The sequence below is a fragment of the Desulfoscipio sp. XC116 genome, assembly GCF_039851975.1.
GTDB lineage: Bacteria > Bacillota > Desulfotomaculia > Desulfotomaculales > Desulfallaceae > Sporotomaculum.
The window spans coordinates 2,863,019-2,888,154 of sequence record NZ_CP156660.1 but is presented as its reverse complement, the minus strand read 5'-3'; the positions used below and the strand labels follow the sequence as shown (position 1 = coordinate 2,888,154).

At 49.6% G+C, this 25,136-nt stretch carries 20 protein-coding genes; 16 read left to right on the top strand and 4 right to left on the bottom strand.

Going from position 1 to position 25,136, the window contains the following annotated elements; translation table 11 throughout:
- Positions 1–55 precede the first annotated feature (55 nt).
- The 6 genes from ABDB91_RS13835 to ABDB91_RS13810 all read left to right on the top strand — a co-directional run bounded on the left by ABDB91_RS13835 (position 56) and on the right by ABDB91_RS13810 (position 10,030).
- Complete coding sequence (locus tag ABDB91_RS13835) at positions 56–2,098, top strand: hypothetical protein (protein ID WP_347488291.1); 2,043 nt, start codon at positions 56–58, stop codon at positions 2,096–2,098.
- A gap of 91 nt (positions 2,099–2,189) precedes the next feature.
- On the top strand, positions 2,190–3,215 hold the full coding sequence (locus ABDB91_RS13830; protein ID WP_347488290.1) for an AAA family ATPase: 1,026 nt from the start codon (positions 2,190–2,192) through the stop codon (positions 3,213–3,215).
- A gap of 367 nt (positions 3,216–3,582) precedes the next feature.
- Positions 3,583–4,476, top strand: coding sequence for a DUF58 domain-containing protein (locus tag ABDB91_RS13825; protein WP_347488289.1), 894 nt, complete (start codon positions 3,583–3,585; stop codon positions 4,474–4,476).
- Between the two features lie 282 nt (positions 4,477–4,758).
- Positions 4,759–6,621, top strand: coding sequence for a BatA and WFA domain-containing protein (locus tag ABDB91_RS13820; RefSeq protein WP_347488288.1), 1,863 nt, complete (start codon positions 4,759–4,761; stop codon positions 6,619–6,621).
- Positions 6,611–9,661 (top strand): VWA domain-containing protein, encoded by a 3,051-nt coding sequence (locus ABDB91_RS13815; RefSeq protein ID WP_347488287.1) that lies wholly within the window; start codon positions 6,611–6,613, stop codon positions 9,659–9,661. Before ABDB91_RS13820 ends, ABDB91_RS13815 begins: the two co-directional genes overlap by 11 nt.
- Before the next feature lie 174 nt (positions 9,662–9,835).
- On the top strand, positions 9,836–10,030 hold the full coding sequence (locus ABDB91_RS13810; protein WP_347488286.1) for a hypothetical protein: 195 nt from the start codon (positions 9,836–9,838) through the stop codon (positions 10,028–10,030).
- A 282-nt stretch (positions 10,031–10,312) separates the two neighbouring features.
- On the opposite strand, the gene ABDB91_RS13805 is transcribed toward ABDB91_RS13810, so the two are convergent.
- Entirely contained in the window at positions 10,313–11,347 is a 1,035-nt protein-coding gene (locus ABDB91_RS13805) for a polysaccharide deacetylase family protein (RefSeq protein ID WP_347488285.1), read from the bottom strand.
- Between the two features lie 574 nt (positions 11,348–11,921).
- Here ABDB91_RS13805 and ABDB91_RS13800 point away from each other — a divergent pair.
- The 5 genes from ABDB91_RS13800 (at position 11,922) to ABDB91_RS13780 (ending at position 17,629) form a co-directional block, all read left to right on the top strand.
- Positions 11,922–12,746 (top strand): alpha/beta fold hydrolase, encoded by an 825-nt coding sequence (locus ABDB91_RS13800; protein ID WP_347488284.1) that lies wholly within the window; start codon positions 11,922–11,924, stop codon positions 12,744–12,746.
- A gap of 322 nt (positions 12,747–13,068) precedes the next feature.
- A complete protein-coding gene (rlmD, locus tag ABDB91_RS13795; RefSeq protein ID WP_347488283.1) occupies positions 13,069–14,448 on the top strand; it encodes a 23S rRNA (uracil(1939)-C(5))-methyltransferase RlmD in 1,380 nt (459 codons plus the stop codon).
- Positions 14,449–14,767: 319 nt separating this feature from the next.
- A complete protein-coding gene (locus tag ABDB91_RS13790; RefSeq protein WP_347488282.1) occupies positions 14,768–15,562 on the top strand; it encodes an RNA polymerase sigma factor in 795 nt (264 codons plus the stop codon).
- 303 nt (positions 15,563–15,865) lie between these two features.
- Positions 15,866–16,402, top strand: coding sequence for a DUF3795 domain-containing protein (locus tag ABDB91_RS13785; RefSeq protein WP_347488281.1), 537 nt, complete (start codon positions 15,866–15,868; stop codon positions 16,400–16,402).
- Between the two features lie 417 nt (positions 16,403–16,819).
- Complete coding sequence (locus ABDB91_RS13780; RefSeq protein ID WP_347488280.1) at positions 16,820–17,629, top strand: hypothetical protein; 810 nt, start codon at positions 16,820–16,822, stop codon at positions 17,627–17,629.
- A gap of 238 nt (positions 17,630–17,867) precedes the next feature.
- Here the strand turns inward: ABDB91_RS13780 and ABDB91_RS13775 are convergent, their stop codons facing one another.
- From ABDB91_RS13775 to ABDB91_RS13765, 3 genes are read right to left on the bottom strand one after another with little or no spacing between them, the layout of a single operon-like run.
- A complete protein-coding gene (locus tag ABDB91_RS13775; protein ID WP_347487743.1) occupies positions 17,868–18,668 on the bottom strand; it encodes an AAA family ATPase in 801 nt (266 codons plus the stop codon).
- Positions 18,661–20,013: a DDE-type integrase/transposase/recombinase gene (locus ABDB91_RS13770; RefSeq protein WP_347487742.1), complete on the bottom strand. Its 1,353-nt coding sequence runs from the start codon at positions 20,011–20,013 to the stop codon at positions 18,661–18,663. Before ABDB91_RS13770 ends, ABDB91_RS13775 begins: the two co-directional genes overlap by 8 nt.
- 49 nt (positions 20,014–20,062) lie before the next feature.
- Positions 20,063–20,479 carry a DUF6431 domain-containing protein gene (locus ABDB91_RS13765; protein WP_347491526.1) on the bottom strand — a complete coding sequence of 139 codons (417 nt, stop codon included), beginning with the start codon at positions 20,477–20,479 and terminating at the stop codon, positions 20,063–20,065.
- On the opposite strand from ABDB91_RS13765, the gene ABDB91_RS13760 reads away from it, so the two are divergent.
- The 5 genes from ABDB91_RS13760 (at position 20,408) to ABDB91_RS13740 (ending at position 25,127) form a co-directional block, all read left to right on the top strand.
- The gene (locus ABDB91_RS13760) at positions 20,408–20,608 is read left to right on the top strand and encodes a hypothetical protein (protein ID WP_347491677.1); all 201 of its coding nucleotides are present in this window, start codon (positions 20,408–20,410) and stop codon (positions 20,606–20,608) included. The two genes, ABDB91_RS13765 and ABDB91_RS13760, sit on opposite strands and share 72 nt — an antisense overlap.
- A gap of 93 nt (positions 20,609–20,701) precedes the next feature.
- On the top strand, positions 20,702–21,901 hold the full coding sequence (locus ABDB91_RS13755) for a site-specific DNA-methyltransferase (RefSeq protein ID WP_347488279.1): 1,200 nt from the start codon (positions 20,702–20,704) through the stop codon (positions 21,899–21,901).
- 190 nt (positions 21,902–22,091) lie between these two features.
- Positions 22,092–22,904: a hypothetical protein gene (locus tag ABDB91_RS13750; protein ID WP_347488278.1), complete on the top strand. Its 813-nt coding sequence runs from the start codon at positions 22,092–22,094 to the stop codon at positions 22,902–22,904.
- Between the two features lie 91 nt (positions 22,905–22,995).
- Positions 22,996–23,592: an amidoligase family protein gene (locus tag ABDB91_RS13745; protein WP_347488277.1), complete on the top strand. Its 597-nt coding sequence runs from the start codon at positions 22,996–22,998 to the stop codon at positions 23,590–23,592.
- A gap of 347 nt (positions 23,593–23,939) precedes the next feature.
- Entirely contained in the window at positions 23,940–25,127 is a 1,188-nt protein-coding gene (locus ABDB91_RS13740; protein WP_347488276.1) for an FRG domain-containing protein, read from the top strand.
- Positions 25,128–25,136 lie beyond the last annotated feature (9 nt).

The window sequence follows — 25,136 nt, the reverse complement described above, 5'->3', positions numbered from 1 at the left end:
CTAATATATCTGTGCGTGCTTATCAGTAGCATCTTACTCCCAGGAGGTGATGATAATGCTTTCGGGCAGCCAAAAGAAGGACCGGGCAACTACTAAACGTTATTATGGTCTTTTCCGGGCGTTCTCTCGGGTTAAATCAGCTTTAGGGAAGGCCCGGCGGGTGGATATCCGCTCTTTGTTTGCGGTGTTTTCACGGGTTAGGCCTGGTTTGCGGAGTGGAAAACCGGCTGGGATGGTGCCGCTTACGCGTCATGGTCTAAACAATGGCAAGCCGGCCGGCGTACAGCGAACCCGCTGGCCCGACCCTGCGCTGGCCGGGGCTTTGCTGCCGCTGGAACGTCTGGTGGTGATGCGTTACCGGTTGGAAAGCTTACGTCTGATACTGCTCTGGGGATTGGCGGCCGCCGGAGTGGTGCTGGCGCTATCGTGGTTATACCCGGCTCTGCCCTTCGGAGCAGCCGTTTTGGCCGGGTGTGTGGCTGCACTGGTCATTGCGGCCATGCGGCTGCATTGTCGCCCGGACGCGCTGGCGGTGGTGCGTACGGCGGATTCGCTGGCTTTGGATGGTGCCGCCGTGACCGTTTTTAGGATATCGGAGTCCGGCGCGGCGGACAATTGGTCCCTGGTTGCGGCGGAAAAGGGTACAGCCGCCTGTATTGCCATGGCCGGCGATTGGCCTTCCTTTTACCCGGCGGAGCCCTGGTGGTCCAACTGGCGGGGAGTGGCTTTGCTGGCGGGGGTTGTACTGGCTATGCAGCTGGTTCCCAATCCGCTGGCATCTTATTGGGCGCAAAGACAGACCGAGCGGGAGGCGCTGGCTGTGGTTGCCGCAGAGGCCGGACGGGTGGTGGAAAGGGTTAAGGACCTTAAAATCCGGGAGGAATATGTATTGCCCGATACAGTAATGGAAAATCTTGCGGAATTGCCTCGGGAGATTAAGAAATCCAGCGACCGGCGGCAGGCCGCCGATGAATTGGAAAGGGCCGGTTGGGATTTGCAAGAGGCACGCAGTGTTATAAGTACGGCGGCGGCACGGGATATTGAGCGTTTGACGGAAATTTGGGGTAAGCAGCAAGAAAAACACTGGCGGGATCTTGCCGCGGCCATAAAAAGGGGCGATGCGGAAGGAATTAATCGCGCGGTGCAGGCTTTTAATGAAACTTTACCAAGTGCCGGGGAGAAAGATAGGGAGAAAATGACCGCCGCTCTGTACGAGTCAGCGGGTGCAGTGCAAGATCCTTCGCTGCGCCGGGCGCTGTGGGACACAGCCGGGGCTATGCCGGACGGGGATAGCCGGGCGGCCGGTACGCCATCGGGCAGTGCTGACAAAGCAAGCGGTATGGGACAGTCAGGTTTAAACGGTCCGTTCTCAGCGGAGATAGACACACTGGCCGGAGTGTTGACAAGCCTGGCCGAAACGGCGGCTGCCGGTAATGCCCTGGGCAGCGCCTCCACCAGCCTGGCTGGGCTGGCCCACGGTCTTGCGGGGAGCGGTCCAAACGGTGCTTACGGAATGGCTGCCGGCGGAAATGGAAGCGGAAGTAGTATCGGCAGCCAGTACGGTGGTGCCGGAGGTACTGGCTCCGGCGGAGACGGTGCGGTCGGCGGCGGTTCCGCCGCCGGAGGTGGCGCTGTCTTGGGTTCGGGCGGTTCTGCCAATTATTCCGGTACTGGCGATAATACCGGATCCGGCAGCAATCCGAACGATGGCGACGGCAGCGGTTCCGACGCTGATGGGGGCGCCGGCGGCAGAGGTACGAGTGGCGGCAGCGGTACCGGCGCGGGTGGCCGGGGCAGCGGCGGTACGGGTGCCGGGCTTGGCGGCGGTGGGCTGGAAATGGTCTATACACCGTTTCCGCCGGACAGCGGTGGCGAGCAGAGCCGGGTATCCGGTCGGCTTCAACAGGGTGAGCAAGGCAGTGAAGTTACTCTTGACAGCTCGCCTGCCACTCTGGGGGCGCTGCGCCCCTATAACGAGGTATACGGGCAGTATATGGCCGAAGCCAACGATTCCCTGAGCCGGGCGCCATTGCCTCCGGATATGGAACAATTGGTTTGGCAGTATTTCAGTGTACTGGGTGAAGCGGGCGAGGAATGATAAACAATAATAGATATATTAAATGGCTTAAATTATGAGTTCTAAATAAAGTGATGGCAGCAAGCTAGCTGCTGTTGAGGAGAAGTCGCTTATGCATAATGATCATGTATCTGTAAATGAAACACCTGCGGGAGAGCAGGCGGCTGATGTACAGCAGACACTGGAAGGGTTAACCGTGCGCTTGCGAAAGTTGGAGCAGGCCATTGGAAAGGTTATTGTGGGGCAGGTCGGAGTGGTGCGGCAGGTACTTATGGCTATGTTGGCCGGGGGACATGTGCTGCTGGAAGGAGTGCCCGGACTGGGCAAAACCGCGTTGGTACGGGCGGTGGCCCAGGCAGCCGGGCTTACCTTCCGGCGCATTCAGTTTACCCCGGACCTGATGCCTGCTGATATTACGGGCACCCAGGTTTATGACGGGCAAAGCGCCGGTGAGCCTTTCCGCTTCGCGCCCGGACCTGTTTTTGCCAATATTCTGCTGGCCGATGAGATTAACCGGGCTACACCCAAAACGCAGAGCGCGCTGCTGGAGGCTATGCAGGAACGCACCGTAACGGCAGGCGGCACAGGTTATCCGTTGCCGGAGCCCTTCTTTGTGCTGGCCACTCAGAATCCGCTGGAAATGGAGGGTACTTATCCATTGCCTGAAGCTCAGCTGGACCGCTTTTTGTTTAAAGTGCAGGTGGAGTTTCCATCGGCGGAGGATTTGTTGGCTATCGGTGAGCTGACTACCGGGGTCGAGGAACCCCGGATCGGTGTTGTATTGGAGCCCGGTGAAATGCCGGCCTGGCAGCAGACAGTGCGCCGGGTGGTAGTGGTGCGCGATATTATGGAATATGCCGTGCGTTTTGTTATGGCTACCCGCCCCGATAGTCCTGAAGCCACAGCCGAGGTGCGCCGGTTTGTACGGTGCGGTTCGGGGCCCCGGGGCCTGCAGGCTCTGCTGCTGGGCGCGCGGGCTCACGCGCTCTGGTCCGGACGCCCCAGCGCGGGATATGAAGATGTGCGGCAGGTGGCTGCGGCCGCTTTACGACACCGCTTATTCTTAAACTTTGAGGCCGTTGCTGAGGGAGTAACCCCCGACCAGCTTATAGATGGGGTCAGGCTTAAACTATCTTAAACTAACTTTAGTATTTATATACCTGGATACCATCTAGAGCCGGGGCACGGTATTCGGTTGGTAGGAGCCGGTCATCTTTATTAAAAATAAAACAGGCCTCCATGCCGCTGTGGCGACATCATCAGAAGGATAAAAATTGGCTTATTTAGAGCCTACCGGTTTATATACAGGCATATTGTTGAGTGTTTTTTACAATATGTTCCGGTTAGTATTTTTTTCAGGATAGAGTAAAAGGCTCCGTCAGTAGTTTTTGGGGCAAAGCGATATCGTATCGTTATCGCCTATAGTTGAACACAATTTAACGACTGTAGACATACGTGGAATTTTTTGTTGGCAAGTTATGCCATACTTAGTCAGGGTGATATAAGTGAATAAACAATTTTTATTGGAATCCCAGCTGCTCAGCCGTTTAGAAGGCTATCGGTTAGTGCGGCAGCGTCCGGTAACGGATGGATATGTGGGTGCGCGCCGCTCCACTGCTAAAGGCGGATCGGTGGAGTTTGCCGATTACCGTGAATACACAGCAGGTGACGAGCCTCGGCGGGTGGATTGGAAGGCTTATGCCCGCTTAGGGCGCCTTTACGTTAAGGAGTTCCGGGACGAACGGCAGGAACAGCTGCTTTTTTTAATCGACACCAGTGCATCCATGGATTGGGGCGAGGGTGAAAGTCATAAAGGGCATCACGCACTATGTTTGGCGGCCGGACTGGGTACTTGCGCGCTGGCGGGCCATGATCGCCTGTCCGTGGCGGCCGGTGCAGATGCGGATGTCCGGGTATGTTCACCTATGACAGCACGCCGATCACTGCCCCGCTTGTGGAATTGGCTGGGGGAAATATCCTTTGGCGGTGTTACCGACCTGTCCGGTTGCCTGCGGATCGGGATAAATGCCATGCCGGGCGCGACCGGCCTGTATGTGTTGTCGGATTTATTGGATACCGCTGGTGTGGAAGAAATGCTGCGCCTGGCTGCCGGGCACGGTATGGCAGTGACGCTGCTGCACACTTTGGCGCCGGATGAACTGGAACCGCAGGGGGATGGGGAATTGACGCTGGTTGACGCGGAGACAGGCGCCCGGGTGGATGTGTCCCTTACTCCCGGGGTGCTGCGGGATTATGCCGACCGCCTGGAACAGTTATGCGGTACCCTGGACCAAAGCTGCCGCCGCTGGGGCGCCCGCCGTCTCTTGATTAACACAGGCCGGCCTCCGGCGGAGATTTTGCTGTATACTCTACCCGGGTTGGGTGTTTTGAAAAAGTAGCCTGGTAAAGGAAGCCTTCGAGCTTGAGCTTGAGCATGATGAGCATGAAGCCTAAGCCTGATTTTGAGCCTGAGCCTGAACAGTCGGCACGCTTCTGTATTAAGCTGATATACATAACGCAAATTATATGGCACAGGTATTGGGCAAATGATTTATTAATATAACAAAACTGTAGCAGCTGACACCAACGAATGAAATCAAGAAAAATTCAATTACCAATATATTAGAAATGATAGTTAGTTTAAGAAAGTTTAAGTCTGACCCCTTGGGGGTGGTAAGCGGGTGACTTTCTATCATCCTTGGTTATTCTGGCTGGCGCTTACTTTGCCGGCTATACTGGCTTTATACATATTGCGACCGCGGCGCAGGCAAACCGTGGTGCCCAGTACGCTGCTCTGGCGACCGGCGGCGTTCGGGATGGAGGCCAGCCGCCCCTGGCAGCGCCTGCAATCCAGCCTGCTTTTATGGTTGCAGCTGCTGGCTGCGTCTTTGCTGGTGCTGGCCGCAGCCGGGCCGGTATGGCATGGAGCCACCGCTTCCGGCAGTACCATTGTACTGTTGGACACTTCCGCCAGTATGGGGGCGGCCTTGGGCGGCGGGACCCGGTTCGACCGGGCCCGGGAGGAAGTGCTGGCACTGGCTGCGGGGTTGCGGAAAGACGATACCATTACAGTGATAGCCTTTGACAGCCAGCCCGGGGTAGTGGTGCGGGACAGTGACGATGTCGAAGAAGTGCGCCGGGCGGTGGATAAAGTTAAACCCGGGGCCTGTGAGGGTGATCCGGGCCCGGCTCTTTCGCTGGCCGGGGCGCTGGCCGGGCAATATGACAATCCCCGGGTGGTGCTGGTGAGCGATGGCGGCTTGGCCCTGCCGGATGACCGGGCAGATGAAGATGATGCCATACCGGTCGATGAATTCATTCCGGTAGGCGATGGTGATGCCAGTGTGGCTATCGCGGCTATAAATCTGCGCTCCGCCGGTTCCGGGCAGGCGGCCCAGGTTGCGGTGGTGAACCACGGTTCCCGCCCGGCATCCGGGTTGGTTTCTTTAATGAAAGGCAATTACCCGGCGGGCAGTCAAAAATGGCATTTGGATCCGGGAAAAACCTGCTATTTGCTGTGGGCCGACTTGCCCCGGGATGTCACAGTGCAGGCTCTCTTAAAAACCGACTCGCCCGGTATGGATCTGCTGGAGTTGGACAATCAGGCCTGGGCGGTGCCCGAGGAAAGAATGAAACGGAAGATTTTGCTGGTTACCAATGGCAACGTTTTTATGGAGCGGGCGTTAACCTTGCTGCCCGGGTCCGAGGTCTATCTGGCCGATACGGCCCGCTATGAGATAATGCTGCGCGGCGATTATCCTTACGATATTACTGTGCTGGACGGGGTAGCCGGTCCTCTGCCGCCGGGCGCGGTATTGCTGCTGGATCCGCCGGCCGGTTCACCTGTACCGGGACTTAGCGTTGGCGCCGCCGATAATTTGATAAGTCTGGCTCCGGTTACCGGCAGTCCCCTGCTGGCTCACGTGGATTTGGCGGATATTAATGTGCGGGAAGCCCGGGTTTTGCGTGTCGGGGAGGGGTGGCGGCCGGATATTAAATCGGGTGGGCAGGTGCTGTTTGCACATGCCGAGTTGGACGGGCGCCGCCTGGCGGTATGGTCGGTGAACCTGCACCGTTCTGATCTGCCTCTGCGCCCCGCTTTTCCCGTGCTGTTGCAAAATACCATGGATTGGCTGCTGACTCCCGGTCTGGGGGTGCCGAAGCTGGTGCGCCCCGGACAAGAGGTAAAGATTATGCCTTCGCCGCTGTCTCACCGGCTTGTGCTGGAAGATGCCGGGGGGGAGGCGCAAGAATTGGCGCCGCCTTTTCCGCCCGCCTCCTGGATGCCCACCGGGCTTGGATTATACCGGTTGATCAGTTATCGGGCGGGCGGCAGCACGGTGCGGGAAGTAGCCGTAAACGCCTACAGCGCGCTGGAGGCCGATTTGCGGGTGCTTGACCCGCGCGATACAGCGGGTGCGGCGGGCCGGGACGAACAGACCGGCAGTCCGTCCGGGCGGGCGCTGCCGCTGGCCCGGTGGCTGGCCCTATCGGTATTGCTGATAATTATGGTGGAATGGGGGGTGGCCAGTCGTGGCCGTTAGTTTCACAGATCCGCTGTGGTGGCTGCTGCTCCCCGGGTTGGTTGCGTTGGCCTGGTACCTGCGGCTCCCCTGGCTGAGCGGGTCCGGTCCGTCGGCGCGGGTACGCCGGGAGCGTCGGCGCCTGTATATTCGCCTGGTACTGATTGTGCTGTTGGTGGCCGCGCTGAGCGGTCCGGGCCTGGTTAGTGTGATTGACAGCCAGGCTGTGGTACTGGCTTTGGATGTGTCGGACAGTGTGGGGTTCGCCATAAACACTGGTGAACGCTGGGTTAGGGAATCTTTGGAGGCCCGGCCGCCCGGCACTGCTGCGGGGGTGGTAACGTTTGGCCGGCGGGCCCTGGTAGAGGAACCGCCGGGAGAACAGCCCGACTTTCACAATGTGGGCACCGACCCGGGCGGGGAGGCCAGCCGCATTGGTGAGGCGCTGCGTTTTTCACGGGCCATACTGCCCCGCGACGCGCGGCAGCGGGTGGTTCTATTGACTGACGGACGGGATACGGGTAACGGGGCGATAGCCGCGGCCCGGCAATTACACGCCGACGGGGTGCGGGTGGATGTGGCGCCCGTAGGTACCGAAGCCGGCGCCGATGTGCGTCTTGACCGTTTGTATGTGGCGCCCCGGGCCCGGGTGGGACAAAGTACAACGGTTGAATTAACTGTTAACTCGGATATATCCGCCGCTGCCCAACTATTTCTTGAGCGGGACGGTGAATTACTGTCTGACCGCACAGTATCATTGCGGGCGGGGGAAAACCGGCTGGCCATGTCTATTCCCGCGGGCGGTGCCGGGCTGCACCGCTATCGGGTACGGGTAATGGCCGCGGATCGGGCAGCGGATGCTTTCACCGCCAACAATGAGGGCGGCGGCATTCAGGAAGTGACAGGCCCGCCCGGGGTACTGGTTCTGGCACCCTCTGCCGGTGAGGCCCGCAGTTTGACGGAATCGCTGCAAGCTGCGGGTGAGTTGGAGGTTACCGTGGCAGGTCCGGGCGAAGCGCCCCGTGGGGCTGCGGCTTGGGCTCGTTACCAGGCGGTTTTCCTGGTTAATGTGCCCGCCTATCTATTGGGTGAAAAAGCGCTGCGGGAACTGGAAACTTATGTGCGGGACGGGGGCGGCGGCCTGGTTATGGTTGGCGGTCCCAATTGCTTTGGGCCGGGCGGTTACGCGGGCACTCCGGTGGAGCGAGCCCTGCCGGTAGACATGGACATTCAGGGACGGGGGGAACAGCCGTCCTTGGGCCTGATACTGGTGATTGATAAATCAGGCAGCATGTCCGGGGTTGCCGGTGGAGCGGATAAGATCGGCCTGGCCCGGGAGGCTGCCGCCCGCAGCGTGTCAGTGCTTACCGAGCGCGACCGGGCGGGCGTACTGGCTTTTGATAGCTTGCCCTGGTGGGCGGTGCCCCCGGGGCCGGTGGATAACAAAGATAAATTACGCCGGCAAATCAGCGGCATTCAGGCTAATGGCGGCACGGAAATATACCCGCCGCTCATGGCGGCTTACCAGGCTTTACGGGATATGCCCACCAAGGTCAAGCATATTATACTGCTTACCGACGGTATTTCGGCCGGCGGAGGTGACTACCAGGCGCTGCTTGCCGACATGTGCTCGGCGGGGATCACGCTCAGTACGGTGGCCGTGGGTGCCGAAGCCGACGCGGGCATGCTCCAGGCGCTGTCGGAATTGGGCCGGGGACGTTTTTACCAAACAGGGGACGCGGATAGCATACCGGCTATTTTTACCAAGGAGACGGTTATGGCTACCCGCAGTTTTGCCGTTAACGAGAGATTCTACCCCCTGGCGGCGTCCTCCGGAGTATTGTTGCGGGGATTGGGAGAGCTGCCCGGGCTGGATGGGTATATTACCGCGACACCAAAAAAATTGGCGGATACCTTACTTGTATCGCATCGGGGTGACCCGGTGCTGGCGGCCTGGCAGTACGGGCTGGGCCGCACCGTAGCCTGGACTCCCGATGCGGGCGGGCGCTGGAGTGCGTCCTGGGCCGCCGGGGATGTTTTCCCGCGTCTTTGGGGCAATGTGCTGTCCTGGATATTGCCGGCGGGGAATAACGGGTCTGTGCACATACGGGCGGAAGTGTTGACCGGCGGGGGAGCGGCGGGACAAACCCTGCAAATTGATGTGGAGGATCCCGGGGATTGGCGGCAAGTGCGCAGCCTGAGCACGCGGGTTACTGCACCCGACGGCAGCACAGTCGCTGTGCCGCTTGAACCCGCCGGACCCGGCCGTTATAAGGCGAGGCAGCCGGTAGAACAGCCCGGTGCTTATATGATCACAGTTTTCGGAGCGGGTGAGGAAGAGGGCGCTAACAGGCGGGTCGGCGAAAGCCGGGGAGACGGAAATGGGGATGGAGCCGGGGAAAGCGGTGATCAGTTTATGGTACTGGCCCGCAGCGGCGTGGTGGTAGCGTATCCCGCCGAATATGCGGAAACCGGGGTGGATATGGAAGCCCTGCGGGCTATTGCCCGGGCCGGGGGCGGTGCTGTGCTGGAAAAACCGGAGCAGGCCTTTGCCAATAACCTGCCCCCGGTGCGGGCCCGCCGGGATTTAAGCACCGGGCTGCTGACCCTGGCTGTGCTGCTGTGGCTGGCTGATGTGGCGGGGCGGCGGCTGGTGCTGGGTTCCGAGGAACGCGCCGCATTGCGGCGGTTTAGGGAGCGGCTGCGGCAAAATGTACTGCCGGGTGTGCTGCGGGGGCGGGACCGCGGTGCCGGTCAGCCGGACTCGCCGGTCTGGCCCGGCGGCACTTTGTCGCGGATGCAAGAATTGCGCGGCCGCTATCGCAGTGTGCCTCCCGGCACTGACGCGGGCAGTGGCGTGACCCGGTCAGTTGATGCGGTTGGGGAAAATGACTCCGGCAAAGATGCTCAACCGGGGCCAGCCAGGCAGGCAGGTCGGAACGGGCGGACCGGACAACCCAAACAACCCGAACAGACCGGGCAATCCGGGCAGCAAACCGGTGCGTCACCGGAGCAAACAGCCTCCCGCTTGTTGGACGCCAAGCGCCGCAGGTTCAAGTAAGGGGGATATTTTAAAACATTCCGAGTTCCTGGTTGTCGATATCGGGTTAATTTGGATGCCCCTCACTTTATGAGGGGAGGAGGTCATACTGTGAATCTGCCAACATAATCTAAACCATAAGTGGCATTGGCTATTATTTGCTGTGTAAGCTAATACGGTATTGGGGGGATCTATTTGAATAATACACTTTTTGCCCAGATTTTTAATTTGGTCATGATGATAATTTTCCCACTGGGGTTTTTGGCTTTACTAATCTATATTGCCATCCAAGTGCGTGAATTAAAACGTGGAATGGACAAGTTGGAAGGGCTGCTTGCGGAAAGTAACAAGCGACAGGATGCAGTGAACCTCCTCCGGGATAAGCCCTGAGGCTTCTCCACGGAAGTTTCTCATTTCATCGGGAACTGCCCTGACAAAGCAAGGTCTTACGCTGCAGTCTTGCTTTTGCACTCCATCCGGGTTGCCAATGTAGACGGTCTTGACGTTACGGTCCGAGTACCACTAAAACATGTGTTTGTGTATATTTATTGCCCTACGGGCGATGCTTCTTTCATCCCACGGGATGAGCCCGTGGGTTTTCAGAGGCAGGTTGCTATAAAAGGCGATAAGGAAAAAAACAAAGTTTTTCCTTATCGCCTTTGTTGTTAACTATTATTGGGTGCTGTCGGTAGCCAAGCTATTCTCCGGTTGACTTTGAACCTGATTCAGCATTTCAGAGACAAGCATCGGCTCAAGACCGCGCTCCCGAAGTTTTTGGATCAAATCAGGCAGAGCCTGCAGCGTGTTCGGATGACCTTCGTGCATTACGATGATGGAGCCCGGTTTAACCTGTTCAAGTACGCCGGCAACAATTTTCTCCGGGGGAGGATCTTCCCAGTCCCGAGGGTCGACATCCCATATGATCACTTTGTAGCCCAGTTGCCGTGCTGCCGCCAGTAAATTATCACTGCGTCCGCCGTAAGGGGGACGCAAAAGGCTGATTTTCCGGCCAACTGTGTCTTGCACCTGGTCTGCCACATCGTTAAGATCTTTGATAATGGCGTCCTTCGTTAACTGGTCCAGATGGGCATGCTGCCAGGAATGGCTGCCGATTTCACTGCCTTGCTCCACTACCTGACGCGCCAGTTCGGGATAGTATTTAATACGCTGGCCAACCATGAAAAACGTAGCCTTGGCATTAAGCTTGTCCAGCACTGCCAGATATTGTTCGGTCATTTTGGGAAAGGGACCGTCGTCAAAAGTAATAGCCACCATATTGTCGATACCGTCCACTCGTTTAATCAGCTGATCAGTTGAACCGGATACCGGCTTTGCAGGTGATGCTGCGGGCGGCTGCGGTGTCAGCCCTTCATTGGGCTTAGTTGTGCTTTCCGGATTTTCATGGGCGGCATCTAGCGGTTCATTTTGGGTTACAGATGCGTTTTGCCCGGCACCGGAGGATGGGGTTTGTTTTCCAATGTTCTTATCATCGGACTGCTGTTGCGGTTTAACAGGGTCTTGGGGCTCCCGGTTTACAGGTAAGGTGGTTTTATCAGGTGTATTAGGCTGTTGGCTTATATCCGCCCCGGCTTGGTCTTCGGGCAAGTTGGATGGGGCTTTGGCGTGGGTGGGGTAAAAGAACCAACAAAAACAAACACCAAGTAAAAACATTATACCTGTCGCAACACGTAAGGATGAGGATGACATAATCTTACTTCCTTCCCGGAAAATCTGTCCACTCTATATAAATATTAGACGATTTTTTGTATAATTTGTTGCATTAAATTTTTTGGTAATTTTAACCATAGAATATGGCGAAAAAGTATAATTCATCGTCCTATTAAGATTGCTAAGATGAATTCGTTGCTGCCTAAGCGCAATTGAGTACGCTCTCAAATAGCCGGTCCGTTTATCCGGCATCCGTCAAAGCAACGGGAGCTTTAAAAAAATTCTCGCTGAATACAAAAAAATTCTTATTTATATTTCAATAATCGCAACCGCATATGTTGTGCCGGCACTTGTGAGAAATCTACCTGTGAAATAAGCATATCGTCAGGTCACTGGCGTAAAAAAAGGTTATCATAGCGGCCCGTCGTATAAAATACTTTAAGCAAGGACAATGGGCGAGGCGGATGTGACAAGACTGGTTCCGTCCGCTGTATTTTAAAAAATTGCGATGGGAGTTGGAGTATTGCCTGAGTTTCAAAGGCCGGCGTCATGGTACCGAGAAATAATAAAAAGCCCCTTGTGTCGGACAATCAGCGGGGGGATAATTTTACTTATGCTGACTTCGGCGGCTTCGGCGCTGGTTTGTTGGACCGTAACCCATCCGCCCCGCCATCTTCCTGACCGGACACCTGCCTCTGTGGGCCTTGCCTATCGGGATGTGACCTTTTGCAGCCGCGAGGACAGGCTTGAAATAAAAGGGTGGCTGCTGCCCGCCGCTAATAGCGACAGGGTAGTTATCATGGCCCACGGTTATCGCAATAACCGGCTGCAGGATGACGTGCCCGCGCTGTCGCTGGCCCGGGAACTGGTGAAGGCCGGGTATAATGTGTTAATGTTTGATTTCCGTAATTGCGGGGAATCAGCCGGTGCTATTACCTCCATCGGGCAATATGAAGTAAGGGATTTGCTGGGGGCCGTGGACTTTGTACGTCACACGCCGGGTATTTCCAGGCGGGTGGCCTTGCTCGGTTTTTCCATGGGGGCCGGTACGGCTATACTGGCGGCGGCCGGGGAACCGGCGGTGGATGCGGTAATTGCCGACAGCCCTTTTGCCGACCTGGAGAAACACCTGAAAGACAAATGTCATCCTTTAGGGAGCGTGCTGGTGCCGGAATTAAAGTTATTGACCGGGCTGCAGCCGGAGCGGGTGGCGCCGGCCAAGGAAGTAAGCAAGCTGGCGTCGCGGCCTCTTTTATTGGTTCACGGGGAGGCCGATAAGGTTATATCAAAGGTGAGCAGCGAACAAATATGGCGTGCGGCCGGACCTGCCGCCAGCCTTTGGACCGTGCCGGAGGCAGGCCATTTGAAAGCGTATGCCGTGGCGGGTTCTGATTACTCCCACCGGGTGATCGGGTTTTTGGATGATGCTTTGCGGTAGAGCTGTCTGAGATATTAAATGTATGCAATAGAAGTTGTACATAACAACATATTGTTAATTTTGAAGATCGCTTGGGCGGTCTTTTACATTTTGTTTGGAGAAATCCATATGTTATAGATATAATGTTGCCGGTATGAAGGTAAAAGTTATGATAATATAATTGCAGTATTCTTAATGTTGTTGCCAAGGACGGGAACAATAAGTGTAAGTATGCAGAAATTACTATTTCGTTTGCTAATGAAAACAATTTAAAAGTAAGTATGTGCTTTGGGGCTGTAGCAAAATTTTTTGTTTAGTGTATTTAGAGAACGGAGTGAAACACTTGCGGCCAGGACAGGAAATAAAACTGCAAATAACGGATATTAATCGTTACGGCGACGGTATTGGCCGGGCGGAGGATGGTATGGTGGTTTTTGTCCCCGGTGCGGTAACCGGGGAGCGGGTTACCGCGCGCATTGGGGAACTGCGTAAAAGATATGCCCGGGGGACGCTGTTGGAAATCGTTATTCCATCGGAACATAGGGTAGCAACTGTCTGTGGTCTGGCTGAACGCTGCGGCGGCTGTAATTTGCAGCATATTGCCTATGGCGAGCAACTACGCTGGAAGACTGCTCTGGTCAGACAAAACATGGCTCGCATAGGCGGTGTCGACGAAGGTGTGGTGCGCGATATCATTGGTATGCCGGACCCCTGGCACTATCGCAACAATGTGCGGTTTAAGGTTCAGCGGCAGGCTGGGAAAGTAACCCTGGGGTTTTTCGCTGCGGAATCCCACCGGTTGGTTGCGGGCATTGATGGCGGTCTTGCAACTCCGTGTCTGTTGGCCCACCGGGAGTTGAGCCGGGTGGCCGAGGCGGTACAAGCGTTGCTGGAAGAGAGCCCGGCGGGCGCGGCATTACCGGAGGAGGTTATGCTGCGCCGGGGCAGTACCGGTGAAATAATGGTGGTATTGATGGGCAAGCTTGGAAGTGCTGCAGGCACAGGTGTGCAAAACACGGATGTCCTGGCCGGGCTAAGCGGTGAAATATCCGCTATTCCCGGGGTGGTGACGGTGGTGGGGTATACCCGAACCGGCGGTAAAAAGACAGGCGGCCGCTATCAAACTCTAGCCGGCCGGGGTTATATCGAAGATGAGCTGGACGGATTGCATTTTCGTATTTCCGCCGCCTCCTTTTACCAGGTAAACCCATCGCAAACCGCCGTACTTTATAAGCAGGTACTGAATTACTGCGACCTTCGGGGGCATGAGGAAGTGGCCGATGCTTACTGTGGGGTAGGTGCCATTGCCCTTTACGTGGCCAGGTACGCCAAAGCGGTGCAGGGTTACGAGGTAGTGCCGGGGGCGGTGCGGGACGCCGAAGACAACGCTGTGCTTAACGGTATAAAAAACACCCGTTTCTTTGCCGGTGCGGTGGAGCGGGTGCTGACTGAGCACGTGAACAAGGGATATCGTCCAGAGGTAGTGGTGCTGGACCCGCCCCGCAGCGGCTGTCGTCCCGAGGTATTGGATGCATTGGCCCAAAGCGGTGCCGGACGGGTGGTCTATGTTTCCTGTGACCCGGCCACCCTGGCCAGGGACGTGGGGTATCTGCACCGGTTGGGTTACCGGCTGCAAGAAGTGCAGCCGGTGGACATGTTCCCGCAGACGGGGCACGTTGAGTGCGTGGTTCTGATGACGTATTGTGGTTTAAAGGGCAAATAAGACGGTTTGACCACAATATATAGTGGCTTTGAAGCGAAAAATGAGCAAAAATTGGGCTTAAAAAGTGTATTTTTCGGTCCTTTTTTTTGGGGCATTTTATAGATGACATTGGAGATTTTTGAAGATGTTACTCTTAAAACCACAATTTGAAACAAAAAAATTGGTTGTATATAACCAATACAGCTTATTTCTTTGTGTAGTTATAATAAAATTTGCTTGATAAACAAGTTTTATAGAAGTATTATATATAGATACTTAAAGGGGATAAATTTAGGTTATTTAACAATTGTGTAAAATGCTTCGTAAAGGAATGGTTTTCTTGGTTAATACATACAAAGAAGAGTTTGAGCATTTATATAGCGAAAATTATCATAAAGTTTACAACCTTGCGCTTGGGCTTACTGGAAATCCTGACGAAGCTGAAGAAATTACCCAGGAAGCGTTTTATCGTGCTTTAAAATCTTATGGTTCATTTAGGCATGATAGCTCATTTTTCACATGGATATATCGAATTACGCTGAATGTAAGCAATAATTATTTGAAAAGGAAAAAAAATTTACCTACACAATATTTGGAGGATGAGCTGGAGAAATTAGGGTTAAGGGTAGAAAATATAATTGATTCAAATCCGGCGGAGAATGACCCTGAAACTCTATATTTGGCAAGGGAAACTAGGTTTAAATGCTTGCACAGTCTTACCGAATGTCTAACCGGCGAACAAAGAAAAATATTCTGCATGGTAATTACACTTGGGCTTTCTCACAAACAAGTAGCAGAAATTCTTGGCTGTTCCCTTAATAAGGTAAAGACAACCTTGCATAGAGCTAAGAAGAGGTGGTTTGGGTATATGAATAACAGGTGCAGTTTGATTAAAAAATCTAATCCCTGCAAATGTGAACAATGGGTGTGCTTTGCTTTGAAGCATGGTTGGATTACGAAAGAGGAAACTTCGATTAAAAAACAAGCAGTAAACACTCATGCTCTACAGGAAGCTAAGAAGCTTAAAAATCTTAAAGAGCTATACCAGACACTTTATCCGGATTCTGCCGACCAAGCATTAAAAGAGAGAATCCGAGAAGGAATTAAGAAAAAAGAATGGCAAATACTTTCATAATAATTTTTTGTAACCTTTTCCTTCCCCGGTTGTCTAATTTATAGACTATGATTGAGGAGGGATTTTTTATGGGTAAATTACTGCATAGTTAGAAACAAGTCGGTTGGCATTGCGTCAAAGGGATGTGGCAAGTACATTTCAACTTGTCCAGTAAAAGCATTTACCAAAACCCTACTGTGCTGGTATGTCCTCTTGTGTCGTATTCTACTACACCAATTATGCCTATTCATGTACGTTGAGGTAATACCCTAATCAGTTATAAATGGTGAACTGTAATATCGTGTGTAATGAGGAGGAAAATTTATGAAAAGTGAAAAATTGCGTTTATGTACTCCAGATAAACGGCATGCTGCCGTATGTGGTTTGTTTTGTCCTTCGTGTACTTATTTTATTGGAACTAAGGAAGCTCCAGAAAAGCTCAAAGAGAGGGCAAAACTTTTTAATCGTCCAGTTGAAGAATTGGAATGTTATGGCTGCCGGTCCGAAAAACTATTTTTTTTCTGTAAAGAAAATTGTAAAATGAGAAATTGTGCGGCTGAAAAGAAGATAGACTTTTGCGGTGAATGCTCTGAGTATCCTTGTGCCGAATTAAAAGAATTTCAAGTCCAATTGCCACATAGAATAGAGCTGTGGAAATCTCAAGAGCGTATAAAGGAAGTTGGGTATGAAAAATGGTATGAAGAAATGATTGAGCATTACTCGTGTCCAGAATGCGGCACATTGAATTCTGCCTATGATATGGCATGTAGGAAATGCGGTACAACGCCTAGTTGTAATTTTGTGAATCTACATAAGGACGAAATTATACAAAGTTCGAGCAAGTTAAAGCTTTCTGAATAATATTCCAAATGTTAACTCAGCCTTCGAGGTAAATATACGAAGGCTGAGTTGATTTATAAGATAGTTGAATAATAGTTGGTTATTTACCAGCAAAAAAGAATTAACCGATATAAAATACATCAGGATTATCGTCACAAGGCATGGGGAGTGCGTGATGAAAATATATCATAATGAACCTGCCGCCAAGGGGTAACCAACTTCTAACGGCATCTTTTTTGACCGTTCAAGGCACGTTGAAGCAATCGTGAAGCTTAAGAAGCGGTAGGAAAAAGTAAATAGAATGAATAGTCAATAATTGCAGACATAACAATGACTATCCTTTCGTTAAAATTTGTTGTGTGGATAATTCAATCAATTATTGACGAAAAAATAGGAGCATCAGACCTGACACTATCCAAAATGAAAGGGGGACAAATAGTGACTCCTATTGGCACCATCTCGGTGGAAAACTACCAAAGACCTGCATGGACTTTTAATAAGATACTATATATTGAAAAAGAAGGGTTTTTCCGAAGTTTGAAAGATGCAAAATTTCCAGAAAGACATGATATAGCTTTATTAACATCTAAAGGCTATGCCAGCAGAGCAGTACGGGATCTATTAGATATGCTGGGGGATACAGAAGAGGAGATATTATTCTTTTGTGTTCATGATGCCGATGCCGCAGGGACTAAGATATATGAAAGTTTACAAGAGGAAACCAAGGCAAGGCCGGGTAGAAAAGTTAAAATAATTAATCTTGGACTTGAGCCTGAAGAGGCATTACAGATGGGGTTAGAGCCTGAAAGCATAGAAAATAAGGATAGGAACAAAGCAGTAGCAGATTATGTTCCGTCCGCTTGGAAAACATGGCTACAAACCAATAGGGTTGAGTTAAACGCTATGACAACTCCACAGTTCTTAGGCTGGCTGGAAGGAAAAATATTACAATATGATAACGGTAAAATAATACCGCCTAATGAGGTAATAAAAGAGAATTTATTAAAGAATGTAGATAGCGTTCAGCGAAGAAGGTTGCAGGATGAAATATTAAGGGAAGCCAATTTTGAAGAAAGAGCAGCAGATGCATTAAAAAAACGGATGGAAAGTATAAATAACAAAATGGGTAATATTCGACAGGAAATAGAACAATGTTTATGTGCTGATGGTGTAAAATTGTGGAAGAATGCGGTGTGGGATATATCGCTAGAAATAACAGGACAGGAAATTTTAAAATTAGATTTTTGATTTTGGATTTATCTTGATAAATTTCCGTGTGGAAATAGCAAATTTTAAATTTTAGAGAATGGAAAATAAACTCTGGTTAGCCGCCGGAGTTTTTCTATTCTCAGGGAGGAGAGAATTATATGGAATTTAAGCGGTTAAATATAGATTGTTACTGACGATCTGTAACGTCCAGCAATAGACGGTGTTAGTTGTCCGTGAATTGACGGACTTAGTGCCCACCGGCCCGGGGAAGGGAGAATTATAACAATTCTCCCTGGATAACCAACTTCACCATGTGATCATCAATAATCCGACGACCGTTTTGAGCTCCATAGAGCAAGCAATGGGTGCAGACTTTGTTAACAAGCCTGACTGCACCGCTGGAATACCGGAACACCTGATCAACCGCATTATCTGAAAAGATATCGTGTTCGGCACCGGCATAAGCCAGGTGCCGATTAATATATTCCCCGACTTGGGAACGGTCCAGGTGCGGCAGTTTACACTGCAGGTCGATCCGTTGGCGGATGGCGGCGTACGCTTGAAGCTGGAACTTATCCCACAGTTCGCTCTGACCCACCAAGATCAGGGCCATAGGACTTTGGGCATCCATTTTAAAGTTCAACAAGAATCGTACCTCTTCCAGCATTTCTTTGTCCAAAAGATGCGCTTCGTCTACGATAACAACCGGCTGCAGTTGCTGAATACCGCGCATGAGTTCGACTTCCCGGTGCAACTGGCGCTTGGCGTCGCCGCGATAAAACTTGGCTTCACAGCCTAGCTGTTCCAATAGGCCCTTGTAGAAATGCCGGGGGGTAAGTTTGGAGTCCGCCAGATACATCACCATGAACATGGCCGGATTTAAAGAGGCCTTGAACAGGCGGATGGTGGTTGTTTTACCGGTACCGCAGTCACCGGTAACCACGGCGAAAAGTTGCCTACGGGCGGCATATTCCAATCGGCCCAGTGTCTCATCTAGCATCAGCGATTGGTACAACTGATCCGTTGGGATGTCCCGGGAGAACGGTGTTTTAGACAGGCCGTAGAAGGATTCAAACATGACTGTTATCCTCCTTGTTCACGGCTCTAAAAGAAATGGCTGGAGCCTGCTGCTCTTTACGCTGCTGGTTTTTCAGGGCGGCTGCAGCCAGGAGTCGCGACGATTCGGCGGGCTTGGGCTGCAGGTGTTCCGGCAGCGGGGGGCGTTTCCCGGCTCGCTGGCCGATTACTAACTGCCTAGCTGTCCAGGGTGCGTGCCCTTCATATTCAATAGTCAGTTCAGTGATGTTAGCGGGGTCGTAGATGACTTGCACTTTACACCCGATAAACGGCAGCCCGACTTCGTACTTATTGCCGTTAAAGCTGATGCAGCCAGCCTTGTCCACTTTCCGTTTTTCACAGTGCAAAAAGGCGTTAGCGATGGTTTGTGGATCCAAATACCTTAGTGCCTTGTTGTCACTGCGGTAGGCAGCATGCGGGCTGGCGCTACCATCTAGCCCGGAATGCGGCTTGTTGTGGTAGCACTCCTCCAGCCAGACCCAAAACAGCTCATTTAACTTGTCCAGCGATTGTGGTTTTTCCAGTTTGGCCTCGCCTAAGAAGGCGTCCACCACCCGGTTAAACCTTTCTACTTTACCGGTTGCCTCCGGAGAGTACGGTTTTGCAAATACTAGCCGGGTGCCTAATTTGCTGCAGGTGCGATGCATCCATTTAGTGCGATACTGGCTACCGTTGTCGAAATATACCGCTTCGGGAACTCCGTATTTGTGAATCGCTTTACGGAAGCAATCTTCTACAATGACCTGATCCAGCGTCGGGTAGAACTCGCCGTGCAGCACAAAGCGGGTGGCATCGTCGATGAAGGTGACCAGGTAGACCTGCTTTTTAGCGCCATCCTTGCCGATTGGCAGGTAGGGGCCGTATTTGATGTCGGAATGTACGAGCTGGTTGCGGTGCTTCTTTTGGAATCGCCGAGCCGCCACGCCGCTGTCGGAGTACATGCGCATCTGTCTTGTGCTGTAGCCTTTCTCGGCCAACTTCTCCTGCAGGGTGCTGCGTTTAATCCGCCCTTCCTGGATCAGCCCTTCCCATTCCATAATCTGAATGATCTGAGCGATGCTGCGACCGGGCACCTCACGACGCAACAGGATGGCCTGAGTTAGGATATTTGATGGTATAGCTTCTTCGGTTTGCCGGCCTTTGCCTTTAGGTTTTAGTCCCCTAAAGCCGACTGCCCGGTACTGGGCCAGGTATCTGCGCAGCGTACGCTCGGATAGTCCGGTCTGCTGGCAGATATCTTTCTTAATTTCCCTGATTTTGGCCGCATCAAGCCCGTCCGCTAGCAGCGGGGATAGTAGTTGCATCCGCTGAGCGGCAATCTCTTCGGCCTTTTGTTGGTCTTTCATGCTAAAACCCCCTAATTTTTAGGCTTAGCATGAGTTTATATCCTGACCGTCAGGACGGGAATGCAGAACGGGTATGTACCCAACAATTTGTGTTTGCCACTGATCGGACAACTCTGGCCAGCCAGCCGGTGGCGTTGCCAACATAGTCCCAAATCCTTGTGAGCGCAGACTGGGAAAGACAGGACGATTCTTTCACAGATTGGTTACCGAGTAAGGTAGCGATGGAGGCCAGGCAACCCAGGAAGTGATAATACATTTCACTAAACCAACTGCGCCAACGGCCTAATGTGGATTCGTCAGCGGTGACGGTCAGTGCGGTGTCTCCGGCTATGACCGCCTCAATGCTTTTTCTGCTGTGGCGTTTGTACGGGACGAGTATATCCGGAAGTTCGTGATGGATCCGACGGCAGTGTTCACAACGGAGCCGGCGAATGATGAGCACGATCTGATCGCCAAGGCCATTTATGTACTTGCGTTGCCGGCTGCCGATGACATCCAGTGGCCCGTTACAACAGGGACAGGGAATCTGCTCCGCGCTCTTTACAAAAAACACTTTTTTCAAGGTTTTCAATTAGCTCATATTCTGTTAAAATGACCATACGTGGTGGCGCCCCTGGTATTGCTGTTGCTGCAGCAGTACACCAAAAAAAGGGGCGTCTTTCCTTTCTTCATGATATGGTCATTATATATGGCAACTTCTGGACAGGCAACACCATCAGCTTTCGGGCATTACAGGGCGGCAGGAACAATAGATGACTTAAAACACGCTGAATATAATCCCAGGAAGGATTTAAAGCCTGGTGACACTGAATTTGAGAAAATCCGCAACAGCATTACAGAGTTCGGCTATGTGGAGCCAATTATTGTAAATATTGATTTGACCATTATTGGTGGCCATCAGCGATGCAAAGTATTAAAAGAATTAGGATATACCGATGTGGATTGTGTAATCATTGATATTGATAAAACAAAGGAAAAAGCCTTAAATATTGCTCTTAATAAAATTTCCGGTGAATGGGACTTTGAATCCTTGGCAAAATTGCTGGATGAATTAAAGGAAAAAGATTTCAATATAGAATTTACCGGTTTTGATTTCTCCGAAGCGGAGCGGCTTTGGAATGAATATATGCCGGAGGATGATAATGAAAAGGAAGATGAAATTCCCGATGTGCCGGATAAACCGGTAATTCAGCCGGGGGATATAATTATGCTTGGCAGACACAGGCTGATCTGTGGCGATGCCACCAAGGGTGAGGATTTAGAAAAACTAATGAATGGCAAGAAGGCCAGGCTTACCGTAACAGATCCTCCATACGGAATCTCTTATGTAGGTAAAACAAAGGATGCACTGACAATTCAAAATGATAACCTGGATGATGAAGAATTCTATAATTTTCTGCTTAATGCTTTTAAAAGAATATATGGGTTATCCGATGACGGAGCAAGCCTTTATGTGTTCCACGCCGATGCCAAGGGGTTAATATTTAGAAGAGCTTTTATTGATTCAGGATTTAAACATTCTCAATGCTGTATATGGGTAAAAAATACATTTGTTATGGGAAGGCAACCATACCAGTGGCAGCATGAACCGGCTATCTTTGGTTGGAAGCCTACAGGATCACATTATTGGAATGGTGACAGAAAGCAGAGTACTATTTGGAATTTTGACAAACCAAGAGCCAATGATGTCCATCCGACCATGAAGCCGGTACCACTAATTGAGTACATTATTAAAAATTCCAGTAAATATGGTGATATTGTCGTGGATACTTTTCTCGGCAGTGGTACCGCTCTTATTGCTGCGGATAATACGGATAGGATCTGCTACGGCTCTGAGCTTGATCCAAAATACTGCCAGGTTATTATTGAAACGCTGGATAAATTATAAGGATGGCGTAAATGGCGATGATGTGATTATCGAAAGAGATGGGCAGGAGTATAAGTACTCGGAATTGAAAAATGGGCTGGTTGCTTGGTGACGAATACCATGAAGTATCTATATAAGCGGAATCTTCTCCTCCTCTATTCCTTTATAGCTTATTTTGATATAATCGGAAATGGTAGGGAGAATGTAAAATATGAGCATACTAAGTTTTAAGGAAATTCGGTTCAGAATTGATGAGTCTAATAAAAATGCTGCAATAAATAATAGAAACCTATATCCCATTCAAGAGCAAGCGTCCATTGTTGAAATCTGGGAATATGTGCCATGTTGTTGTGATGATAGCTGCAGTTGTAAAAAGTATAAAAGGTCATACCACTGGAAGCCAAAAGACGGACTAAAATTTGATGATATCCTAATTGGTTATTTGCGGATGTTTGTTGATGTCAGAAAGCATAATACAATCATTGACATTATACATAAAGATAATATTGATTATAATAAATTGCCGCCAAGAATTGTTGGGGCAGTTGAAAGCCTTGTTTACTTGAAGAATAAATGGGATTTGCTTTATAAGAAAGCATTGAATATTAATAAATCATTGGTCTGTGATGACTGGTGTGATGAATTCTGGATGCATGAATTCAGCTTTCCAATATCAGATAGCGTATATCGGGCAAAACAATATTCAATACTTCTTCCAGATATTTGCATACCTTATGATAATGCATCCAGAAACAAAATAAAATCATTCCTTGGTGTTACATCCAGCGCTACTTATTATGAAATGCTAAAAAGGCTCAGAGTTAAGATTAAAGCAATAATAGAAGCTGAGGAATCTGATTTAACTGCTTTTCAAAGGTTAGATAACCCTGCAAAAGCTATAGGTTTTAATTGTCATAAAATTGCACTAAGAAGAGAAGATATTAATTATGGGAAAGTATATCTGCCCTTGGAAAGACCTATCTCAAGAGTGATTGATAAAATGTTTTATAAACCAACAGTATAGATTTTTGCCTAGAACCCTTCATTTAACTTGATTTAATGTGCATTCAGAGTGATTAATGGTGTACACCAAATCAAGAAATGGAGGGTTTTTAATGGTAAGAATTGAAATGGGATTGACTGGCATTTCTAGGAAAGAGGCTGCTGGTATAATTGCTGACTACCTGAACACTAAACCGGCCTATAAGGGTGGGCTTACATACCAATATAATATTGGTGATTGGACAGTGTTTATGGACGGAGGGGTTGCGCCGGAAAAAGCAGATGGAGATGCTGGTGATGATTACAAGGTTGGCATTGGTATTCCGGAAAGCACGGAGGAAGAATTAGCCGGAGTATTTAAGGCTCTGGATGGAGCAAAAGCTATCATCAATGACAGTTGCAAATTGACAGTGACTATTGATAGCACGGGCCATACAGATAGAACAAAGGATAATTTGATAAATCTCTTTGGAAGCAAAAGGGAATTGATTTTCAAGGCATTTGGCGTTAAGGATGGTAATATTAAAATTGAAAATGATAAGATTGTGTTCCAATTATTTAGGGCAACGTTGGATGCCAACAGAATTATTATATATAAATATTTTTGCATTTTGCTGAATCAATTGGCTCTGAATTTAAAAACGGCCAGCAAAAAAAAACTGAAAGTGATAACCCCAAGTTTACCTTCCGGGTTTTCCTTATCCGGCTAGGCATGGTAGGCGGTGAATATAAAATAGCCAGGAAGGTTTTGCTTGAAAACCTGGAAGGAAATTCGGCCTTTCGGAGTGGAAGCAAGCCGGAAAAGGTAAAGGAAGAAAATGTATTTCCTTCTGAAATTAGGGGAATTATAAGAAACACCTGAAGTGGGTACAGAGCATATTGATTAATTAATTTGAATGGGAGTTCGATGAAAAATACATGCTTATTATCAAATGAAGATAGATAAATATAGATGCAAAGCCCGCTTTAAGCGGGCTTTCTGATTATTAAAATAATGTTTAATAGAAGGGTTTATACCTTAATTGCAGAATATTAACTGCATAAAGGAGTGAATATTGTGGAAAAAGAAAATATAGTTCAATTTATTAATAGGAAAAAAGGTGAACCTTTATTAAATATTATTTTAACAGACAGGAAATTATTACAAGGGAAAAGTATTGAACCATTAATAAAGTTAATGGAATCAGAAGGAATCAATGAACTTTTTCATGAATCTTCAGAATGGTTTTTAAGAATAAATGGTGACTACAAAAACAAATACGCAAAGGGACTTAAACAAGGTAATATTGGTCAATTATCAAAATCATCCTGGGGAACTGTGTTTAAAGGACAAAATGAATTTATTAATCCATTATATGTAAATTACTCGGGGCAGGATTTTGAAAAGTCCAAAGAATGTTTTGAAAAAAGTGGCATTATTGACAGCCTTGAAAAATACATAGAAAAAATTGGTGTATTAAATGATGAGTTAAACGAACCAGATAACGAAAAAGCAAATTTGCTATGGTTTAGGGGTCAGAGCGCTGAGTGGGAATTGATTCCAAGTATTTATGTACAGTTTTTAAAGAATAGCTGTTCAATAGAAGAGATAAATGATATAGAAATAAAGCTAATTAATGAATTTAAATCATTATCATGGCCATATTTAGATTATATTCCTGATAATGAGTGGGAATGGCTTTTTATTATGCAGCATCATGGATTACCAACAAGGTTACTTGATTGGACAACAGACCCACTAATTGCATTAGCATTCGCCTTGAAAGTAGATGATTTTAGTATGGATGAAGACGATAAGGAACCAGTTGTATGGGTATTAGACCCAATAAAGCTAAACTCAAGTAATAAAATGCATAGATGTATTTCTTCTTATAAATATATACCTAATATATGTCTGTTAAAAAAAGAAGAGTTAAATGGATATGAGCCGTTAGAATACACAGGTAGTTATGATAGTGTTTTACCCTTAGCTGTGATTGGGCCATTAAATAACAAAAGAATTACAAGCCAAAATGGTAATTTTTCTATATTTCCAATTGTTAATAGAACATCTAAGTTTGTAGAATATAGCAAAAATACTATGGGTGAGAATTGTGAATATATAAAAAAACTAATTATTAGTAAGGGTACAAAATCAAAAATTAAACAAAAGCTTATTCAAATTGGATATAATAAAGTTAGATTATATCCAGAACTACAGTCTGTTTCACATGAGATAAAAAGAAAGTTTGGTTTGACAAAATAATAAACAATA

What these genes read in the sequence shown, in the direction of transcription:
- ABDB91_RS13745 (WP_347488277.1), top strand. Translation starts at nt 22,996, where the DNA reads ATGGTAAGAATTGAAATGGGATTGACTGGCATTTCTAGGAAAGAGGCT.
- ABDB91_RS13775 (WP_347487743.1), bottom strand. Translation starts at nt 18,668, where the DNA reads ATGTTTGAATCCTTCTACGGCCTGTCTAAAACACCGTTCTCCCGGGAC.
- ABDB91_RS13805 (WP_347488285.1), bottom strand. Translation starts at nt 11,347, where the DNA reads ATGTCATCCTCATCCTTACGTGTTGCGACAGGTATAATGTTTTTACTT.
- ABDB91_RS13835 (WP_347488291.1), top strand. Translation starts at nt 56, where the DNA reads ATGCTTTCGGGCAGCCAAAAGAAGGACCGGGCAACTACTAAACGTTAT.
- ABDB91_RS13755 (WP_347488279.1), top strand. Translation starts at nt 20,702, where the DNA reads ATGGCAACTTCTGGACAGGCAACACCATCAGCTTTCGGGCATTACAGG.
- ABDB91_RS13750 (WP_347488278.1), top strand. Translation starts at nt 22,092, where the DNA reads ATGAGCATACTAAGTTTTAAGGAAATTCGGTTCAGAATTGATGAGTCT.
- ABDB91_RS13770 (WP_347487742.1), bottom strand. Translation starts at nt 20,013, where the DNA reads ATGAAAGACCAACAAAAGGCCGAAGAGATTGCCGCTCAGCGGATGCAA.
- ABDB91_RS13785 (WP_347488281.1), top strand. Translation starts at nt 15,866, where the DNA reads ATGAAAAGTGAAAAATTGCGTTTATGTACTCCAGATAAACGGCATGCT.
- ABDB91_RS13760 (WP_347491677.1), top strand. Translation starts at nt 20,408, where the DNA reads ATGGATCCGACGGCAGTGTTCACAACGGAGCCGGCGAATGATGAGCAC.
- ABDB91_RS13830 (WP_347488290.1), top strand. Translation starts at nt 2,190, where the DNA reads ATGCATAATGATCATGTATCTGTAAATGAAACACCTGCGGGAGAGCAG.
- ABDB91_RS13800 (WP_347488284.1), top strand. Translation starts at nt 11,922, where the DNA reads ATGCTGACTTCGGCGGCTTCGGCGCTGGTTTGTTGGACCGTAACCCAT.